The sequence below is a fragment of the Pseudomonas sp. 1L-B-1-E-C1 genome, from assembly GCF_057291835.1.
The window spans coordinates 116950-132507 of record NZ_JBXAWN010000003.1; the positions used below are offsets into that span (position 1 = coordinate 116950).

Annotated in this window: 13 protein-coding genes; 6 read left to right on the forward strand and 7 right to left on the reverse strand. The window is 57.2% G+C overall.

Annotated elements, in window-relative coordinates; all coding sequences use genetic code 11:
- Positions 1–42: 42 nt before the first annotated feature.
- Positions 43–543 (forward strand): glycosyltransferase family protein, encoded by a 501-nt coding sequence (locus AC0Z4S_RS06820; RefSeq protein WP_485622501.1) that lies wholly within the window; start codon positions 43–45, stop codon positions 541–543.
- A gap of 73 nt (positions 544–616) precedes the next feature.
- Here AC0Z4S_RS06820 and gyrB read toward each other — a convergent pair whose 3' ends face one another.
- Genes gyrB through dnaA form a run of 4 tightly spaced genes read right to left on the reverse strand, consistent with a single transcriptional unit; the run spans position 617 to position 6812 of the window.
- Positions 617–3034: a DNA topoisomerase (ATP-hydrolyzing) subunit B gene (gene gyrB / locus AC0Z4S_RS06825; protein ID WP_024014948.1), complete on the reverse strand. Its 2418-nt coding sequence runs from the start codon at positions 3032–3034 to the stop codon at positions 617–619.
- Positions 3035–3039: 5 nt separating this feature from the next.
- On the reverse strand, positions 3040–4143 hold the full coding sequence (gene recF / locus AC0Z4S_RS06830) for a DNA replication/repair protein RecF (protein ID WP_485622502.1): 1104 nt from the start codon (positions 4141–4143) through the stop codon (positions 3040–3042).
- Positions 4144–4157: 14 nt separating this feature from the next.
- Complete coding sequence (gene dnaN / locus AC0Z4S_RS06835; protein WP_007911887.1) at positions 4158–5261, reverse strand: DNA polymerase III subunit beta; 1104 nt, start codon at positions 5259–5261, stop codon at positions 4158–4160.
- A 39-nt stretch (positions 5262–5300) separates the two neighbouring features.
- Positions 5301–6812 (reverse strand): chromosomal replication initiator protein DnaA, encoded by a 1512-nt coding sequence (gene dnaA, locus AC0Z4S_RS06840; RefSeq protein ID WP_485622503.1) that lies wholly within the window; start codon positions 6810–6812, stop codon positions 5301–5303.
- A gap of 566 nt (positions 6813–7378) precedes the next feature.
- Here dnaA and rpmH point away from each other — a divergent pair.
- The 5 genes from rpmH (at position 7379) to mnmE (ending at position 11300) form a co-directional block, all read left to right on the forward strand.
- Entirely contained in the window at positions 7379–7513 is a 135-nt protein-coding gene (rpmH, locus tag AC0Z4S_RS06845; protein ID WP_003213577.1) for a 50S ribosomal protein L34, read from the forward strand.
- 16 nt (positions 7514–7529) lie between these two features.
- Positions 7530–7931, forward strand: a complete 402-nt coding sequence (rnpA, locus tag AC0Z4S_RS06850) for a ribonuclease P protein component (protein ID WP_253505072.1) — start codon at positions 7530–7532, stop codon at positions 7929–7931.
- Positions 7924–8169 carry a membrane protein insertion efficiency factor YidD gene (yidD, locus tag AC0Z4S_RS06855; protein ID WP_027901580.1) on the forward strand — a complete coding sequence of 82 codons (246 nt, stop codon included), beginning with the start codon at positions 7924–7926 and terminating at the stop codon, positions 8167–8169. The genes rnpA and yidD overlap by 8 nt, the downstream gene beginning before the upstream one ends.
- A 2-nt stretch (positions 8170–8171) precedes the next feature.
- Positions 8172–9851 carry a membrane protein insertase YidC gene (gene yidC / locus AC0Z4S_RS06860; RefSeq protein ID WP_101159734.1) on the forward strand — a complete coding sequence of 560 codons (1680 nt, stop codon included), beginning with the start codon at positions 8172–8174 and terminating at the stop codon, positions 9849–9851.
- Positions 9852–9932: 81 nt separating this feature from the next.
- A complete protein-coding gene (mnmE, locus tag AC0Z4S_RS06865) occupies positions 9933–11300 on the forward strand; it encodes a tRNA uridine-5-carboxymethylaminomethyl(34) synthesis GTPase MnmE (protein ID WP_485622504.1) in 1368 nt (455 codons plus the stop codon).
- 44 nt (positions 11301–11344) lie between these two features.
- Here the strand turns inward: mnmE and AC0Z4S_RS06870 are convergent, their stop codons facing one another.
- The 3 genes from AC0Z4S_RS06870 to AC0Z4S_RS06880 all read right to left on the reverse strand — a co-directional run bounded on the left by AC0Z4S_RS06870 (position 11345) and on the right by AC0Z4S_RS06880 (position 15350).
- A complete protein-coding gene (locus AC0Z4S_RS06870; RefSeq protein WP_485622505.1) occupies positions 11345–13777 on the reverse strand; it encodes a TonB-dependent siderophore receptor in 2433 nt (810 codons plus the stop codon).
- 119 nt (positions 13778–13896) lie between these two features.
- Positions 13897–14844 carry a FecR domain-containing protein gene (locus tag AC0Z4S_RS06875; RefSeq protein ID WP_485622506.1) on the reverse strand — a complete coding sequence of 316 codons (948 nt, stop codon included), beginning with the start codon at positions 14842–14844 and terminating at the stop codon, positions 13897–13899.
- Complete coding sequence (locus tag AC0Z4S_RS06880; protein WP_485622507.1) at positions 14844–15350, reverse strand: sigma-70 family RNA polymerase sigma factor; 507 nt, start codon at positions 15348–15350, stop codon at positions 14844–14846. Before AC0Z4S_RS06880 ends, AC0Z4S_RS06875 begins: the two co-directional genes overlap by 1 nt.
- Between the last annotated feature and the right edge of the window lie 208 nt (positions 15351–15558).

Below are 15558 nucleotides of genomic sequence, written 5' to 3' on the forward strand. Positions count from 1 at the left end.
TTCGTTGCCAACCTGACCCGCACTGAGTATCGAACCTCGATATTGCCGCATCTGTCGGCGCAGACTCGCGAAGGTTGTAAGCGCCTGATCGACTCGCTGGATCGGCCCGACGGTTTCGAGAACCTGTCGACGCAGCTGGGTGATGAATTCATCAGCACCCTCAAGCTGGAGTCCAACTACCCGCTCGCGGGCGATCGCTATTTGTCGGTGGCGGAAAACTGGCTTACCTGCTGGGCAGAGAGCATTCGTGGCAGGAACGCATTGACGTTATCCAACAGCTCGAAGAACGCTTTTGCGTTGCAGTCTACGGTAACGAGGAATGGCAGGCTCAAAGATCTGGTGATCTACCGCGACACTCGGGATCTGATCGAAATCTGCGGCTATTACCTTGAGCATGATGAAGATCGTAGGGCGATTGCCCAGCAGGGCAGGGCGACACTGGCGCAAAACCATACCTTCGTGCAGCGCTTCACCGACATGCTGTCCACGGTGCAGAGTGAGCTGCGCGGTGAGCCGGGGGCATTCAGCCGGTGGTATCGCTGAACTCGTTGCCTCAGGCATAAAAAAACCCCGGCGCACTGGCCGGGGTTTTTCATGAGCGAGCAAACAACCGGGATCAGAAATCCAGATTGGAAACCGCCAACGCGTTGCTTTCGATGAAGTCTCGGCGAGGTTCGACCGCATCACCCATCAGGGTGTTGAAGATTTGGTCTGCGCCGATGGCGTCTTCGATGGTGACTTTCAGCATGCGCCGCACGCTCGGGTCCATGGTGGTTTCCCACAGCTGATCCGGGTTCATTTCGCCCAGACCTTTGTAGCGCTGGATGGTGTGGCGCTTGGTGCTTTCGGCCATCAGCCAGTCAAGGGCTTCCTTGAACTCGGTAACGGCTTTCTTGCGTTCACCACGCTGAATGTACGCGCCTTCGTCGAGCAGGGTGCTCAGTTGCGCGCCCAGGGTGACCACGGTTTTGTAGTCATTGCTGCCGAAGAAGTCGCGGTTGAAGGTGACGTAGTTCGACAGGCCGTGGGAGATCAGTTCGACCTCTGGCAGCCAGACGCCACGTTCACGGTCTTCGCGCAGGCTGGCCTTGTAGACCAGGCCGGACTTCTCGTTGGTACGCAGGCGAACTTCGTACTGGGCCAGCCACTCTTGCATCGCTGCGTGGTCGCCCAGTGTTTCGAGGCTGACGGCCGGCAGGTAGATGAAGTGCTCGGTCAGCTCCTGAGGGTACAGACGCGACAGGCGCTTGAGGGTCTTCATGACCATGCGGAAGTCGTTCACCAGACGTTCCAGCGCTTCGCCGGAAATGCCCGGGGCTTCTTCGTTCAGGTGCAGGCTTGCATCTTCCAGGGCCGACTGCGTCATGTACTCTTCCATGGCGTCGTCGTCTTTGATGTATTGCTCTTGCTTGCCTTTCTTGACCTTGTACAGCGGTGGCTGGGCGATGTAGATGTAGCCACGCTCGATAAGCTCGGGCAACTGACGGAAGAAGAAGGTCAGCAGAAGGGTACGGATGTGCGAACCGTCGACGTCAGCATCGGTCATGATGATGATGTTGTGATAGCGCAGCTTGTCGATGTTGTACTCTTCGCGACCGATGCCGCAGCCCAGCGCGGTGATCAGCGTGCCCACTTCCTGGGACGAGATCATCTTGTCGAAACGCGCTTTCTCAACGTTGAGGATCTTGCCCTTCAACGGCAGGATCGCCTGGGTCTTGCGGTTACGTCCCTGCTTGGCAGAACCGCCCGCGGAGTCACCTTCCACCAAGTACAGTTCGGACAGCGCCGGGTCTTTTTCCTGGCAGTCAGCAAGCTTGCCCGGCAGGCCGGCGATGTCCAGCGCGCCTTTGCGGCGGGTCATCTCACGGGCCTTGCGCGCCGCTTCACGGGCACGGGCGGCGTCGATCATCTTGCCGACCACCAGCTTGGCTTCGTTCGGGTTCTCCAGGAGGAAGTCGGAGAAGTATTTGCCCATTTCCTGTTCCACCGCAGTCTTCACCTCGGAAGACACCAGCTTGTCTTTGGTCTGCGAGCTGAACTTCGGATCCGGCACCTTCACCGAGATGATTGCGGTCAGGCCTTCACGGGCATCGTCACCGGTGGTGGCGACTTTGTGCTTCTTCGCCAGACCTTCCTGTTCGATGTAGTTGTTCAGGTTACGCGTCAGCGCCGAGCGGAAGCCCACCAGGTGGGTGCCGCCGTCGCGCTGCGGAATGTTATTGGTGAAGCACAACAGGTTCTCGTTGAAGCTGTCGTTCCACTGCAGGGCGATTTCCACGCCGATGCCGTCTTCACGCTGGATGTTGAAGTGGAACACCTGGTTGACCGCAGTCTTGTTGGTGTTCAGGTATTCAACGAATGCTCGCAGGCCGCCTTCGTACTTGAACAGTTCTTCCTTGCCGCTGCGCTCATCCTTGAGGACGATGCCGACACCGGAGTTGAGGAAGGACAGTTCACGAATGCGCTTGGCAAGGATGTCCCAGCTGAAGTGAATGTTCTTGAAGGTTTCGCTGGAAGCCTTGAAGTGGATCTGGGTGCCGGTGGTTTCGCTGTCGCCAACGATGGCCATCGGTGCCTGAGGCACACCGTGGACGTAGGTCTGTTCCCAGATCTTGCCACTGCGGCGAACGGTCAGCACCAGTTCTTCGGACAATGCGTTCACTACCGACACACCTACCCCGTGCAGACCGCCGGAGACCTTGTAGGAGTTGTCGTCGAACTTACCACCCGCGTGGAGCACGGTCATGATGACCTCGGCGGCGGAAACGCCTTCCTCTTTATGCACGTCTACCGGGATGCCACGACCGTTGTCTTTAACGGTGATGGATTCGTCCGGGTGGATGATGATGCTGATGTCGTCGCAATGGCCGGCGAGGGCTTCGTCGATCGAATTGTCGACCACCTCGAACACCATGTGATGCAGACCGCTGCCATCGTCGGTGTCACCAATGTACATACCGGGACGTTTGCGTACGGCATCCAGGCCTTTCAGCACTTTAATGCTCGTTGAGTCGTACGTATTTTCTTCGCTCAATGCCTTCACTCCCGATGGTCGTGGGTCTGGGTGATACGGCCCTGTTCCACGTGGAACAAAGCGACTGGCGTTTCCATCTGCCAGCCTTCCCTCAGTAATTCGTGATCTACACAGGTGATGAACACCTGGCAGCGTAAGTCTTCCAGCAAGCGGCACAGCGCGCGACGGTGGCTCTCGTCCAGCTCGGACGGCAAGTCATCCACCAGATAAATACACTGACCGCGGCGGGCCTGGCTGACCAGGTGCCCTTGGGCAATTCGTAGCGCACAGACCACCAGCTTCTGCTGACCCCGAGACAAGATGTCCGCGGCATTGTGTGCGCCCAATCTGAGACGCAAATCAGCGCGTTGCGGGCCGGCCTGGGTATGCCCCATCTGCTGGTCCCGTTGCACGGATCCAGCCAGTACGGCGCTCAAATCGCGGTCCTTGTCCCAGCCTCGGTAATAGCTGAGCGTCAAACCCTCGAGCTCAACCAGTTCGCTCAAGGTCTGTTCGAAGACCGGTTTCAAGGCTGTGATGTAAGCGCGACGGTATTCATCGATTTCAGCGCTGGCCTGGCACAGTTCCCTGTCCCAAACCGCTTGCGAAACGGCGTCAAGTGTACCATGCCGCAGCCAGGAGTTTCTCTGGCGCAAGGCCTTCTGCAAACGCTGCCATGTCGCCATGAAACGCGGTTCGACGTGAAACACACCCCAGTCGAGAAACTGCCGGCGAATCTTCGGCGCACCTTCCAGCAGGCGGAAGCTATCGGGGTTGATCAACTGCAGTGGCAGGATCTCCGCCAGCTGCGCGGCGCTGCGGGCGTTCTGGCCGTCGATGCGAATCTGGAACTCGCCCTGACGATCGCGGGAAATACCCAAGGCACTGTGTCCGCCTTCAGCCAGTTCAACCTGACCAAACACGGTACACGCGAGCTGTTCGTACTGAATCACCGGCAAAAGCCGCGTGCTGCGAAACGAACGGGCGAGCCCCAGCAGATGAATGGCTTCCAGAACACTGGTTTTGCCGCTGCCGTTGGCGCCGTAAAGAATGTTGATGCGGGGGGAGGGGGAGAAGGTCACCGGGTGCAGATTGCGCACCGCGGTGACCGAAACACGACTTAACGACATTCAGGATCAGCTGATTACAGACGCATCGGCATGACAACGTAAGCCGAGTCGTCATTGTCGGACTCTTGCACCAGCGCACTGCTGTTGGAGTCGGACAGGATCAGGCGAACCTGCTCGGTGGTCATCACGCCCAGCACGTCAAGCAGGTAGCTGACGTTAAAGCCGATTTCCAGGGAGCCGCCGTTGTATTCAACGCCCACTTCTTCTTCCGCTTCTTCCTGTTCCGGGTTATTGGCTTGAATCTTCAACTGACCGCTGGCCAATTGCAGACGGATACCACGGTACTTTTCGTTGGACAGAATCGCGGTACGGCTGAACGCTTCGCGCAAGGCCTGGCGATCGCCCAATACCAGCTTGTCGCCGCCCTTCGGCAGAACGCGCTCGTAATCCGGGAATTTACCGTCGACCAGTTTCGAGGTGAAAGTGAACTCGCCCGTGGTGGCGCGGATGTGGTGTTGGCCCAGCACGATGCTGACGTTGCCGTCCGGCTCGGTGAGCAGACGTGCCAGCTCAAGGATACCTTTGCGCGGCACGATCACTTGATGGCGATCAGGCTGGCCGATATCGGCTTTCATCGAGCACATGGCCAGACGGTGACCGTCGGTGGCTACCGCGCGAATGATGCCTTCAGACACTTCCAGCAGCATACCGTTGAGGTAATAACGCACGTCCTGCTGGGCCATGGCGAAGCTGGTGCGTTCAATCAGACGACGCAGTTTGCTTTGTTCCAGGCTGCAAGTCAGCGAGCCCGGACCTTCTTCTACAGTCGGGAAATCGTTGGCCGGCAGAGTCGACAGGGTGAAGCGGCTACGGCCTGCCTTCACCACCAGCTTCTGCTCGTCGACCTTGATGTCGATCAGTGCATCGTTGGGCAGGCTTTTGCAGATATCCATCAGCTTGCGCGCAGGCACGGTGATGGAACCTGTTTCAGCCGGCTCTTCAAGTTGCACACGACCAACCAGTTCGACTTCAAGGTCGGTACCGGTCAGCGACAGTTGCTGGCCTTCGACAACCAGCAGCACGTTGGAGAGTACCGGCAAGGTCTGTCGGCGCTCGACGACGCCTGCGACCAGTTGCAGGGGTTTCAACAGGGCTTCGCGTTGAATGGTGAAATGCATGGTCTAGTCCCTTGCCTTAATAAGCTGCGCTGGTGTTCATCAAGTGGTCAGTGTACGCAGCAGGTTCTTGTAGTCCTCGCGGATGTCCGCGTCGGATTCCTTAAGTTCGTTGATCTTGCGGCAGGCGTGCAACACGGTGGTGTGGTCGCGGCCGCCAAACACATCGCCGATTTCCGGCAGGCTATGGTTGGTCAGTTCCTTGGACAGGGCCATGGCCACCTGACGCGGACGAGCCACCGAGCGCGAACGACGCTTGGACAGCAAGTCAGAGATCTTGATCTTGTAGTACTCGGCGACGGTGCGCTGAATGTTATCCACAGAGACCAGTTTGTCCTGTAATGCCAACAGGTCTTTCAGGGATTCGCGAATCAGCTCGATGGTGATGTCGCGGCCCATGAAGTGCGAGTGGGCGATCACGCGTTTCAGCGCACCTTCCAGCTCACGAACGTTGGAGCGAATGCGCTGGGCGATGAAGAACGCGGCGTCATGGGGCAACTCGACTTTGGCCTGATCGGCCTTCTTCATCAGGATCGCCACGCGGGTTTCCAGCTCCGGCGGCTCGACGGCAACCGTCAGGCCCCAGCCGAAGCGGGATTTCAGGCGCTCTTCAAGGCCTTCGATTTCTTTCGGATAGCGGTCACTGGTAAGAATGACCTGCTGGCCACCTTCAAGCAGGGCGTTGAAGGTGTGGAAAAACTCTTCCTGGGAACGCTCCTTGCGGGCGAAGAACTGAATATCATCGATCAGCAAGGCGTCCACCGAACGGTAGAAACGCTTGAATTCATTGATCGCGTTCAGTTGCAACGCCTTGACCATGTCGGCCACGAAACGCTCGGAATGCAGGTACACGACCTTGGCATTCGGATTCTTCTTTAATAGATGGTTGCCCACCGCGTGCATCAAGTGGGTCTTACCCAGACCAACGCCACCATAAAGGAAGAGTGGGTTGTAGCCGTGCTTGGGATTGTCGGCCACCTGCCAGGCCGCCGCACGGGCGAGCTGGTTGGATTTACCCTCAACGAAATTTTCGAAGGTGAACGTGCGGTTCAGGTAACTGGTGTGCTTGAGCGCACCCTCAACCTGCACAGTGCGTTGCTCGGCGCGAACCGGCGCCTGCTGCGAAGCGGCGCCGGCCATCGGATCGAAGCTGTCGCGGGACGGCTCTTCGCTGACTTCAGCGGTTTTCTGCGTGGAGCGCTTGGCCGGCGCAGGTGCCAGGTTGCTCGCCGGTACGTTATTGGCCTGCGCCTGGGACACCTGCGCGGCCGCCAGTGGCGCGTTCGGTGCGGCACGGGGTGCTGAACTGCGCTTGCTGCCTATTAATAAGGACAGCGCCGGCGTCGAGCCATTGCCGTGCTCATCCAGCAGTTCAAGGACGCGACCCAGGTACTTTTCGTTGACCCAGTCCAGCACGAAACGATTCGGTGCGTAGACGCGCAACTCGTCGCCTTCGGCTTCGACCTGTAGTGGACGGATCCAGGTGTTGAATTGTTGGGCAGGCAGCTCCTCGCGCAAAAGCTCCACGCACTGCTGCCAAAGTTCCACTGACACGGATATCCCCTAAGTTGAAAGCCGGTGAGGCAAAAACAAGCGGCCATTGTAGCGGCGAGCCGTTCACTTATCCACATGCAGGTAGAGCCATCGCCATCATTTATCAATGCGTTGAAGCACTAAAAGGCGACCAACGGCACATGAATAAGCCCTGTGGATAAACGCCTCTGAGGGCACTGGACAACTGGGGGCTAAACCCGGTGGATAACCAGCCTGTGGATAACAAGCCCTTTCACACACAGCTTTTCCGATAGCGCAGCACAGGCTGAACACGGTTTTCCACTGTAGTTGTCATTCTCTGTACACCACACAAAATAAGGCCTGATAGCAGTTATCCACAGAAGATGGCGTATCTAGCTTTTACAAGCTTTACAGAAAAGCTTTAAATAATTCCCTTCTTTATTTCTATATCTGGCTGACAGGCTTTCGAGCTGAAACCCTGCCCGGATCTATTTATAAGGAAACGCTGGTTGGAAATTGACCTGAAGGCTTGCTTTCTCTAGAATCCCCGGTCTCTTAAAACGGGGGCCATTCCGGCCCGTTGTGGACGAACCAGGTAACACGACATGAAACGTACTTTCCAACCAAGCACTATCAAACGCGCTCGTACCCACGGTTTCCGTGCTCGCATGGCTACCAAGAACGGCCGCGCAGTCCTGTCGCGTCGTCGCGCCAAAGGTCGTGCGCGTCTGGCAGTTTGATAATCCGGTACTGGAGGTGAGTCAGGACTTCAGTCGGGAAAAGCGTCTGCTTACTCCCCGGCATTTCAAGGCAGTCTTTGACTCCCCTACCGGCAAGGTTCCGGGGAAAAATCTCCTGCTCCTTGCACGCAACAACGATCTTGATCACCCCCGTCTCGGGCTGGTTATCGGGAAAAAGAGCGTAAAGCTCTCCGTTGAGCGCAATCGCCTCAAACGTCTGATGCGCGAATCGTTCCGTCTGCACCAGGATTCACTGGTTGGCTGGGATATCGTTATCGTCGCGCGCAAAGGTTTGGGTGATGTAGAAAACCCCGAATTGATTCAGCATTTCGGCAAGCTCTGGAAACGTCTGGCGCGCAACAAGCCAGTTCCGGCAGTCAAACCCGAAACTGTAGGGGTAGACAGTACCGATGCGTAAACTGGCCCTCGTTCCGATCCAGTTTTATCGCTATGCCATTAGTCCTTTAATGGCCAGCCACTGTCGCTTCTACCCCAGTTGTTCCTGCTACGCGTATGAAGCCATTGAAAATCATGGCCTTCTGCGCGGTGGCTGGCTGACCTTTCGTCGTTTAGGTCGCTGTCATCCGTGGAATCCCGGTGGTTATGACCCGGTTCCACCTGTCCCTACCTCCCGTTCTTCTTCGATGGCCGAGTAATCATGGATATCAAACGCACGATCCTGATCGTCGCCCTGGCAATCGTGTCCTACGTCATGGTTCTTAAATGGAACCAGGATTATGGCCAGGCTGCCCTGCCGACTCAGAATGTTGCTTCCAGTACGACTACATCCGGTTTGCCGGACACCGCCACTGGCACAAATGCCGCCAGTGACGATATTCCGCGCGCCGCCAGCGATACCAGCGCACCTGCCGAAACGCCGGTCGCCGCCAGCAAGGACCTGATTCAGGTCAAGACCGATGTGCTCGATCTGGCGATCGATCCACAGGGTGGCGACGTTGCGCAACTGACTCTGCCTCTGTATCCACGTCGCCAGGACCGTCCTGACGTGCCGTTCCAGTTGTTCGATAACGGCGGCGAACGTGTGTATCTGGCTCAGAGCGGTCTGATCGGCACCAACGGCCCGGATGCAAACCCGGCCGGTCGTCCGGTTTATTCCTCGGAGAAGAAGGTTTACCAACTGGCTGACGGTCAGGATCAACTCGTCGTTGACCTGAAATTCAGCAAAGACGGCGTCAACTACATCAAGCGTTTCACCGTGAAACGTGGCCTGTACGATGTTGCCGTTTCCTACATTGTGGATAACCAGAGCGCTCAGCCCTGGAACGGCGCAATGTTTGCCCAGCTGAAGCGCGACGCCAGCGCTGATCCATCGTCGACAACTGCTACCGGCACCGCGACTTACCTGGGCGCTGCCCTGTGGACAAGTTCCGAGCCGTACAAGAAAGTGTCGATGAAGGACATGGACAAGGCGCAGCTCAAGGAAACCGTCACCGGTGGTTGGGTGGCCTGGCTGCAACACTACTTCGTGACCGCGTGGATTCCGGCGAAGGGCGAAAACAACATCGTCCAGACCCGTAAAGACAGCAAAGGCAACTACATCATCGGTTACACCGGTCCTACTTTGACCGCTGCTCCAGGTGCCAAAGTTGAAACCAGCGCTGTACTTTACGCTGGTCCGAAAAGTCAGGCTGTGCTGAAAGAGTTGTCCCCAGGTCTGGAACTGACTGTCGACTACGGCATTCTGTGGTTCATTGCCCAGCCAATCTTCTGGTTGCTGCAACACATCCATGCCATCGTTGGGAACTGGGGCTGGTCGATCATCTTCCTGACCATGCTGATCAAAGGGATTTTCTTCCCTCTGTCGGCCGCCAGCTACAAATCGATGGCGCGCATGCGTGCAGTAGCCCCGAAACTGGCTGCGCTGAAAGAGCAACATGGCGATGACCGGCAGAAAATGTCGCAAGCCATGATGGAGCTGTACAAGAAAGAGAAGATCAATCCACTGGGCGGCTGCTTGCCGATCCTCGTGCAGATGCCGGTCTTCCTATCGCTGTACTGGGTTCTGCTGGAAAGCGTGGAAATGCGCCAGGCGCCATTCATGCTGTGGATCACTGACCTGTCGATCAAGGATCCGTTCTTCATTCTGCCGATCATCATGGGCGCGACCATGTTCATCCAGCAGCAGTTGAACCCGACGCCTCCGGATCCGATGCAGGCGAAAGTGATGAAAATGATGCCAATCATCTTCACCTTCTTCTTCCTGTGGTTCCCAGCGGGTCTGGTGCTGTACTGGGTTGTGAACAACTGCCTGTCCATTGCACAACAGTGGTACATCACGCGTAAGATCGAAGCGGCGACGAAAAAAGCCGAGGCGTAACTTGCACTGTGGATAACACCACTCAAAACGCCCCCTAGTGGGGCGTTTTGCTATCTGCCACTTTTGTCTGGATGCCGCTTTATGAGCACACCCCGTGAAACCATCGCCGCTGTCGCCACCGCTCAAGGTCGCGGCGGTGTGGGCATCGTCCGTATTTCCGGGCCGTTGGCCAGCGTGGCAGCAATAGCCATCAGCGGCCGCGAACTGAAACCCCGTTACGCCCATTACGGGCCGTTTTTCAGTGACGATCAGCAGGTGCTGGATGAAGGTCTGGCCCTGTATTTCCCGGGTCCGAACTCGTTCACCGGCGAAGACGTTCTGGAATTGCAGGGCCACGGTGGTCCGATCGTATTGGACATGTTGCTCAAGCGTTGCCTGGAACTGGGTTGCCGCCTCGCTCGGCCAGGTGAATTCAGCGAACGTGCTTTTCTCAATGACAAACTCGATCTGGCCCAGGCCGAGGCGATTGCCGATTTGATCGAAGCGAGTTCTGCACAAGCTGCGCGCAATGCCTTGCGTTCATTACAGGGAGCGTTTTCCCAGCGTGTGCATAACTTGACCGAACAACTGATCGGTCTACGCATTTACGTCGAAGCCGCAATCGACTTTCCGGAAGAAGAAATCGACTTTCTCGCCGATGGCCATGTGCTGAGCATGCTCGACAAAGTGCGTAACGAGTTATCCACAGTGCTTCGCGAAGCCGGGCAGGGTGCGTTGTTGCGCGATGGTATGACCGTGGTTATCGCCGGCCGACCAAATGCCGGAAAATCCAGCCTGTTGAATGCGTTGGCGGGGCGCGAAGCCGCCATCGTCACCGAGATTGCCGGTACCACGCGGGATATCCTGCGCGAACATATCCACATCGATGGCATGCCGTTGCACGTGGTCGATACCGCAGGACTGCGTGACACCGATGATCATGTGGAGAAGATCGGTGTGGAACGGGCGTTGAAAGCCATTGGTGAAGCGGATCGGGTTTTACTGGTGGTCGATGCGACCGCACCGGAAGCACTGGACCCGTTTGCGCTGTGGCCGGAATTCCTCGAATCCCGACCGGACCCGGCGAAGGTGACGCTGATCCGTAACAAATCTGATCTGTCTGGCGAAGCGATTGCTTTGGAAACCAGTGACGACGGCCACGTGACGATCAGTCTCAGCGCCAAGTCCGCCGAAGGCCTTGACCTGCTGCGTGATCACCTCAAGGCGTGCATGGGTTACGAGCAGACGTCGGAAAGCAGCTTCAGTGCACGTCGCCGGCATCTGGAAGCACTGCGCCACGCCAGCGCGGCATTGGAACACGGGCGCGCCCAGCTGACCCTGGCAGGGGCCGGCGAATTGCTCGCCGAAGATTTGCGCCAGGCTCAACATTCCCTGGGTGAAATTACCGGGGCGTTCAGCTCAGATGATTTGCTGGGCAGGATTTTCTCCAGCTTCTGCATCGGAAAATAAATAAAAGGGGCTGTGGATAATTCATCCACAGCCCCTTTTTTTGTTCACCAGTTATAAGACACCGTACCAAGCAGGGTGCGGTCTTCACCCCAGTAACAGCGGCCTGCGTCGTTGCAGCCCGACACATATTCCTTGTCGAACAGGTTTTTTGCATTCAGATCGACACTCCAATGTGTATCGATCTGGTAACCGACGGCCGCGTCCACCAATGTCACGTCACCGGCATCCAGCTTTCCGTACAGCGAAGGCGAGGTGTAGGCAAAGGCACTGTCGAAGTAACGCACGCCACCGGCAACATACAAGCCTTTCAGATCTCCATCGAGAAAGCGATATTTTGCCCATGCCGAAGCCTGGTTGCGCGGCACGCCGGTCATTTGATGACCTTTGACCAGCGACGTTGCCGCATCCTTGGTGATCTTTGCGTCGGTGTAGGTATAAGCCGCGGTGAAATTGAGGTTCTGGGTCAGATTGCTGTTGAGTTCCAGCTCCACACCCTTGGCGCGGCTTTCACCCACCTGGCGATAGGTCGACGTCGTTGCGTCGAAATAGGTGTCGTCCTTCTTGCGCAGGTCATACACCGAAGCGGTGAAGGCAGTATCCCAGCCGATCGGCTCGTATTTGAGACCCACTTCGTACTGGCTGCTGGTGATCGGATCAAGCGGCGCACCGGCGTTGGAAATCTGCTGCACCGGCACGAACGCCGTGGAATAGCTGACATACGGCGTCATGCCGTTGTCGAACTGATACATCACACCGCCCTGGTACGTGAACTTCTTGTCTTCGGAGCTGATGTTGCTGCCTCGGGCCACCTTGTCGCGGAAGTCGCTCTCGACCCAATCCTGACGCCCACCGAGCAGGAACAGCCAGTGGTCGTATTTGCTCTGGATCTGTGCATAAACGCCTTTCATCTGCTGCTCTAGCAGAGTGTTTTGCACGGCAATCGGCGTGGTCGGATCGCGCAGGTAAACCGGGTCATACACATTGATCGGCCCGACAATCCCGGCATTCCAGTCCTGATTGAACGAGGTGCGATCGTAGCTGGCGCCAAACAACACGGTGTTTTCCAGATCGCCCGCCTGGAATTTTCCTTCCAGCTGGTTATCCAGCGAATACACCATGGATTTGTTGAAGCGATCATAGGCGGTCATGTTCAAGCGCGTGCCGAAGCCTGCGTTGTTCAGATTGCCCGGCCAGGTTTCGTGACGGGTAATGCGCGACTGCATGTAGCGCGAGTTCTGGCGGAACTGCCAGTCATCGTTGAACGAGTGGCTGAACTCGTACCCGGTGCTCCAGGTTTCGCGCTCGAAAGTATTCCAGTCCGGGTCGCCGAGCATGCTGTCTTTGGACAGCTTACCGTTGGGGTTGCTCAGCAATGTGCCGGCGGCCGGCAGACCGAGCTCCATATTGGTATGGTCTTTCTGGTAGTTGGCCAGCAGCGTCAGCGTATTGAAATCGTCGAAATTCAGGGTCAGCGAAGGGGCGATATAAATGCGGTCGTCAGGAACGTGATCGGTCTGGGTATCGGATTTGCGTCCCAGCATCACCACGCGCCCGAGGACATTACCGCTGTCATTAAGCGGGCCGGAGACATCGACGCCGATTTGCCGGCGATTGTTCGAGCCATAGCCCAATTGCACTTCACCCCGAGGCGAGGCAGTCGGGCGCTTGCTGACCAGATTGACCAAGCCGCCCGGCGCGTTTTCGCCATACAACAGTGAAGAAGGGCCACGGAACACCTCGACCCGTTCAAGTCCGTACGGCTCGGTGCTGGTGTCATAGCGATTGCCCTGCACGCGCAGTCCATCCCGGAGCAGACCATAGCCGTAATCGGTGGCGTTGAAACCGCGGATGTAAAACAGATCGCCGGCCAGACTGTCGCCGGCGGCGAAGGGCGGGGCGAAGATCCCCGGCACGTAGCCGAGGACGTCGGTGAGTGTCTGGGATTTCTGATCCTTGATGCGTTGTCCGGTTACCACTGACACCGAACGCGGCGTTTCCGACAGCGGTGTGCTGGTTTTCGTACCGATCCGGCTGTTTTGCGCTTTGTAGCCAACGTCGGCGGCGTAATCCAGATCCATTGGATTGGCCAACTGTGCACTGATGTTGGTCGGTGCCAGTTCCAGGGTATCTCCCTCGGGCAAGGGCTGCAGGATGTAGCTGCCGGGTGCTTGCGGCACCGCCTGTAAACCAGAATCTTGCAGCAACTGGGCGAAGCCTTGTTCGACGCTGAAGTCACCACTCAACCCGGCGCTGCGCAGGCGGCTGGTCTGTTGCGGCGAGAACGACAGAATCACATTCGCGGTGGAGGCGAACTGGCTCAACGCATTGTCCAGCGGGCCGGCAGCGATGGCATAGCGCTGGGATGCCGTCGCCGCGAAGGCGCTATTGCTGACCAGACAGGACGCAGCGCTGGCCAGCAATAAGCTGTAGGCAATGCAGTGAGGAGAAAAACGCTGACGGAACGTGGGAAGACGCATGTGTGGATTAGCCCTGAAGGTGGCGAAGAGCCGCGTTGATCGCGATTACTTGTAGGGCCGGGTCAGGACGAAAAAAGATAACCCTGTGTGCAATTATTTTTCCCCGGGCCTTGTTTCAGTCAAACGCTGTGGCTGATCGACACCCAGTAACGGCTGAAATAGCGCACTTTGATCGGCAACGAAGCCTGAAGATTGGCCAGCACTGCGTCGGTCGAATCGAGTCGGAAGGTTCCGGAGACCCGCAGCTCCCTTGCGCGGCGATCGCAGTGCAATACGCCGCTGCGATAGCGACTCAATTCTTCGATGACTTCGCCTAAGCGTGCATCAAGAACGATCAACTGGCCGTTGGTCCAGGCCACTTCTGCTGGTTGGAAAGGATGAATGAGGCCGATATGCCGACTATCGAAGTCCGCACCTTCGCCTGCTTTCAGGATGAGCGGGCCAGTGGATGACCGCGCAGGTTGAACGCTGACTCGATCTTCCAGCACCCCGACCCGTGTTGAGCTCGACAGTTGATGCACCGAGAACCGGGTGCCCAATGCTTGAATTCGCCCGTCACGGGTTTGCACATAAAACGGCCGTAAATCCCCGAGCTTGCCGGTTTGAACGAAGATTTCACCGGCGCGCAGTTGAATCAGGCGTTGCGCTGTGTCGTAAGAAACATCGATCGCGGAGTCGGTGTTGAGCTGGATCTGAGTGCCCTCGGCCAGGCTGATGGTGCGACGCTGGCCCACCCCGGTTTTATAGTCGGCCCAGACGTTGCCAAGGGATGTGTGTCGTTGAGTATGCCAGCCAACGAAGCCTGTACCTGCGGCAAGCAGCAACAGCTTGAGGACCTGGCGTCGGTGCTGACCACTGTTGAGAGCACGTCGTTTCAGATCCTGCGGCAGGGTACCGAGTTGGCGCTGCAATTGTTCCATCTGGTTCCACGCCGCCAGATGCGCCGGATCGCTATCTATCCACAGCTGCCAGGCTTTTTGTTCGGCAAGGCTCGGTGGCTGGGATTGAAACTGCACATACCAACTGGCGGCAGTTTCGAATATCTGACGGTTTGAAGCGACGGCCATCATTGCTGCGCCATGATCAAAGCGCATTCAGTCAGGGCACGGATCATGTGCTTTTTTACCGTGGTCAGCGAAACCTTCAATTGCACAGCAATCTGTTGATAAGTCAGTCCGTCGACTTGCGAGAGGATGAATATCTTTCGGGTCCGCGTTCCAAGATCCGCCAAGGCTTTGTCCACAGCGACCAGAGTTTCGATGATCAGCGCCTTGTCCTCTTCGCTGATAACCGCGGCTTCGGGCCGGCTTGCCAATGTCTGCAGGTAAGCAGTTTCAACGGCGCGTCTTCTATAGCGGTCGACGACCAGGCCGCGCGCCACGGTAGCCAGATAATCCCGTGGCTCACGAATCTGCGTAGCGTTACGCGCCGCGAGGATCCGCAAGAACGTGTCATGCGCAACATCGGCTGCATCGCAGGCGTTGTGCAGTTTGCCCTGGAGCCAGCCATGCAGCCACGAATGGTGTTGCTCGTAAATATGCTCGATCGCAGCGGTATGGGCGGGTAGGGACATGGGGAGAAACTGACAGGTTAATGATAATGCCTATTATTAGCCTCCGTTACGTTCTCTCACAATAGCCATTTCACATCGCGCCACTGGCTCCCAAGCGTCACCGATTCTTCGCAGGCGCTTTGTTTTTGCGCCTGGAAAACGCCATCCACGCGACTTTCTGTGGATTAAGCCCTGTGAGTAACTGGCGCTAAGGCCAGTTGATAACAGG

Excerpts from the sequence above, each read along its gene's own strand:
- recF (WP_485622502.1), bottom strand. The coding sequence starts at position 4,143 with ATGTCGTTAAGTCGTGTTTCGGTCACCGCGGTGCGCAATCTGCACCCG.
- dnaN (WP_007911887.1), bottom strand. The coding sequence starts at position 5,261 with ATGCATTTCACCATTCAACGCGAAGCCCTGTTGAAACCCCTGCAACTG.
- rpmH (WP_003213577.1), top strand. The coding sequence starts at position 7,379 with ATGAAACGTACTTTCCAACCAAGCACTATCAAACGCGCTCGTACCCAC.
- yidD (WP_027901580.1), top strand. The coding sequence starts at position 7,924 with ATGCGTAAACTGGCCCTCGTTCCGATCCAGTTTTATCGCTATGCCATT.
- yidC (WP_101159734.1), top strand. The coding sequence starts at position 8,172 with ATGGATATCAAACGCACGATCCTGATCGTCGCCCTGGCAATCGTGTCC.
- mnmE (WP_485622504.1), top strand. The coding sequence starts at position 9,933 with ATGAGCACACCCCGTGAAACCATCGCCGCTGTCGCCACCGCTCAAGGT.
- AC0Z4S_RS06870 (WP_485622505.1), bottom strand. The coding sequence starts at position 13,777 with ATGCGTCTTCCCACGTTCCGTCAGCGTTTTTCTCCTCACTGCATTGCC.
- AC0Z4S_RS06875 (WP_485622506.1), bottom strand. The coding sequence starts at position 14,844 with ATGGCCGTCGCTTCAAACCGTCAGATATTCGAAACTGCCGCCAGTTGG.
- AC0Z4S_RS06880 (WP_485622507.1), bottom strand. The coding sequence starts at position 15,350 with ATGTCCCTACCCGCCCATACCGCTGCGATCGAGCATATTTACGAGCAA.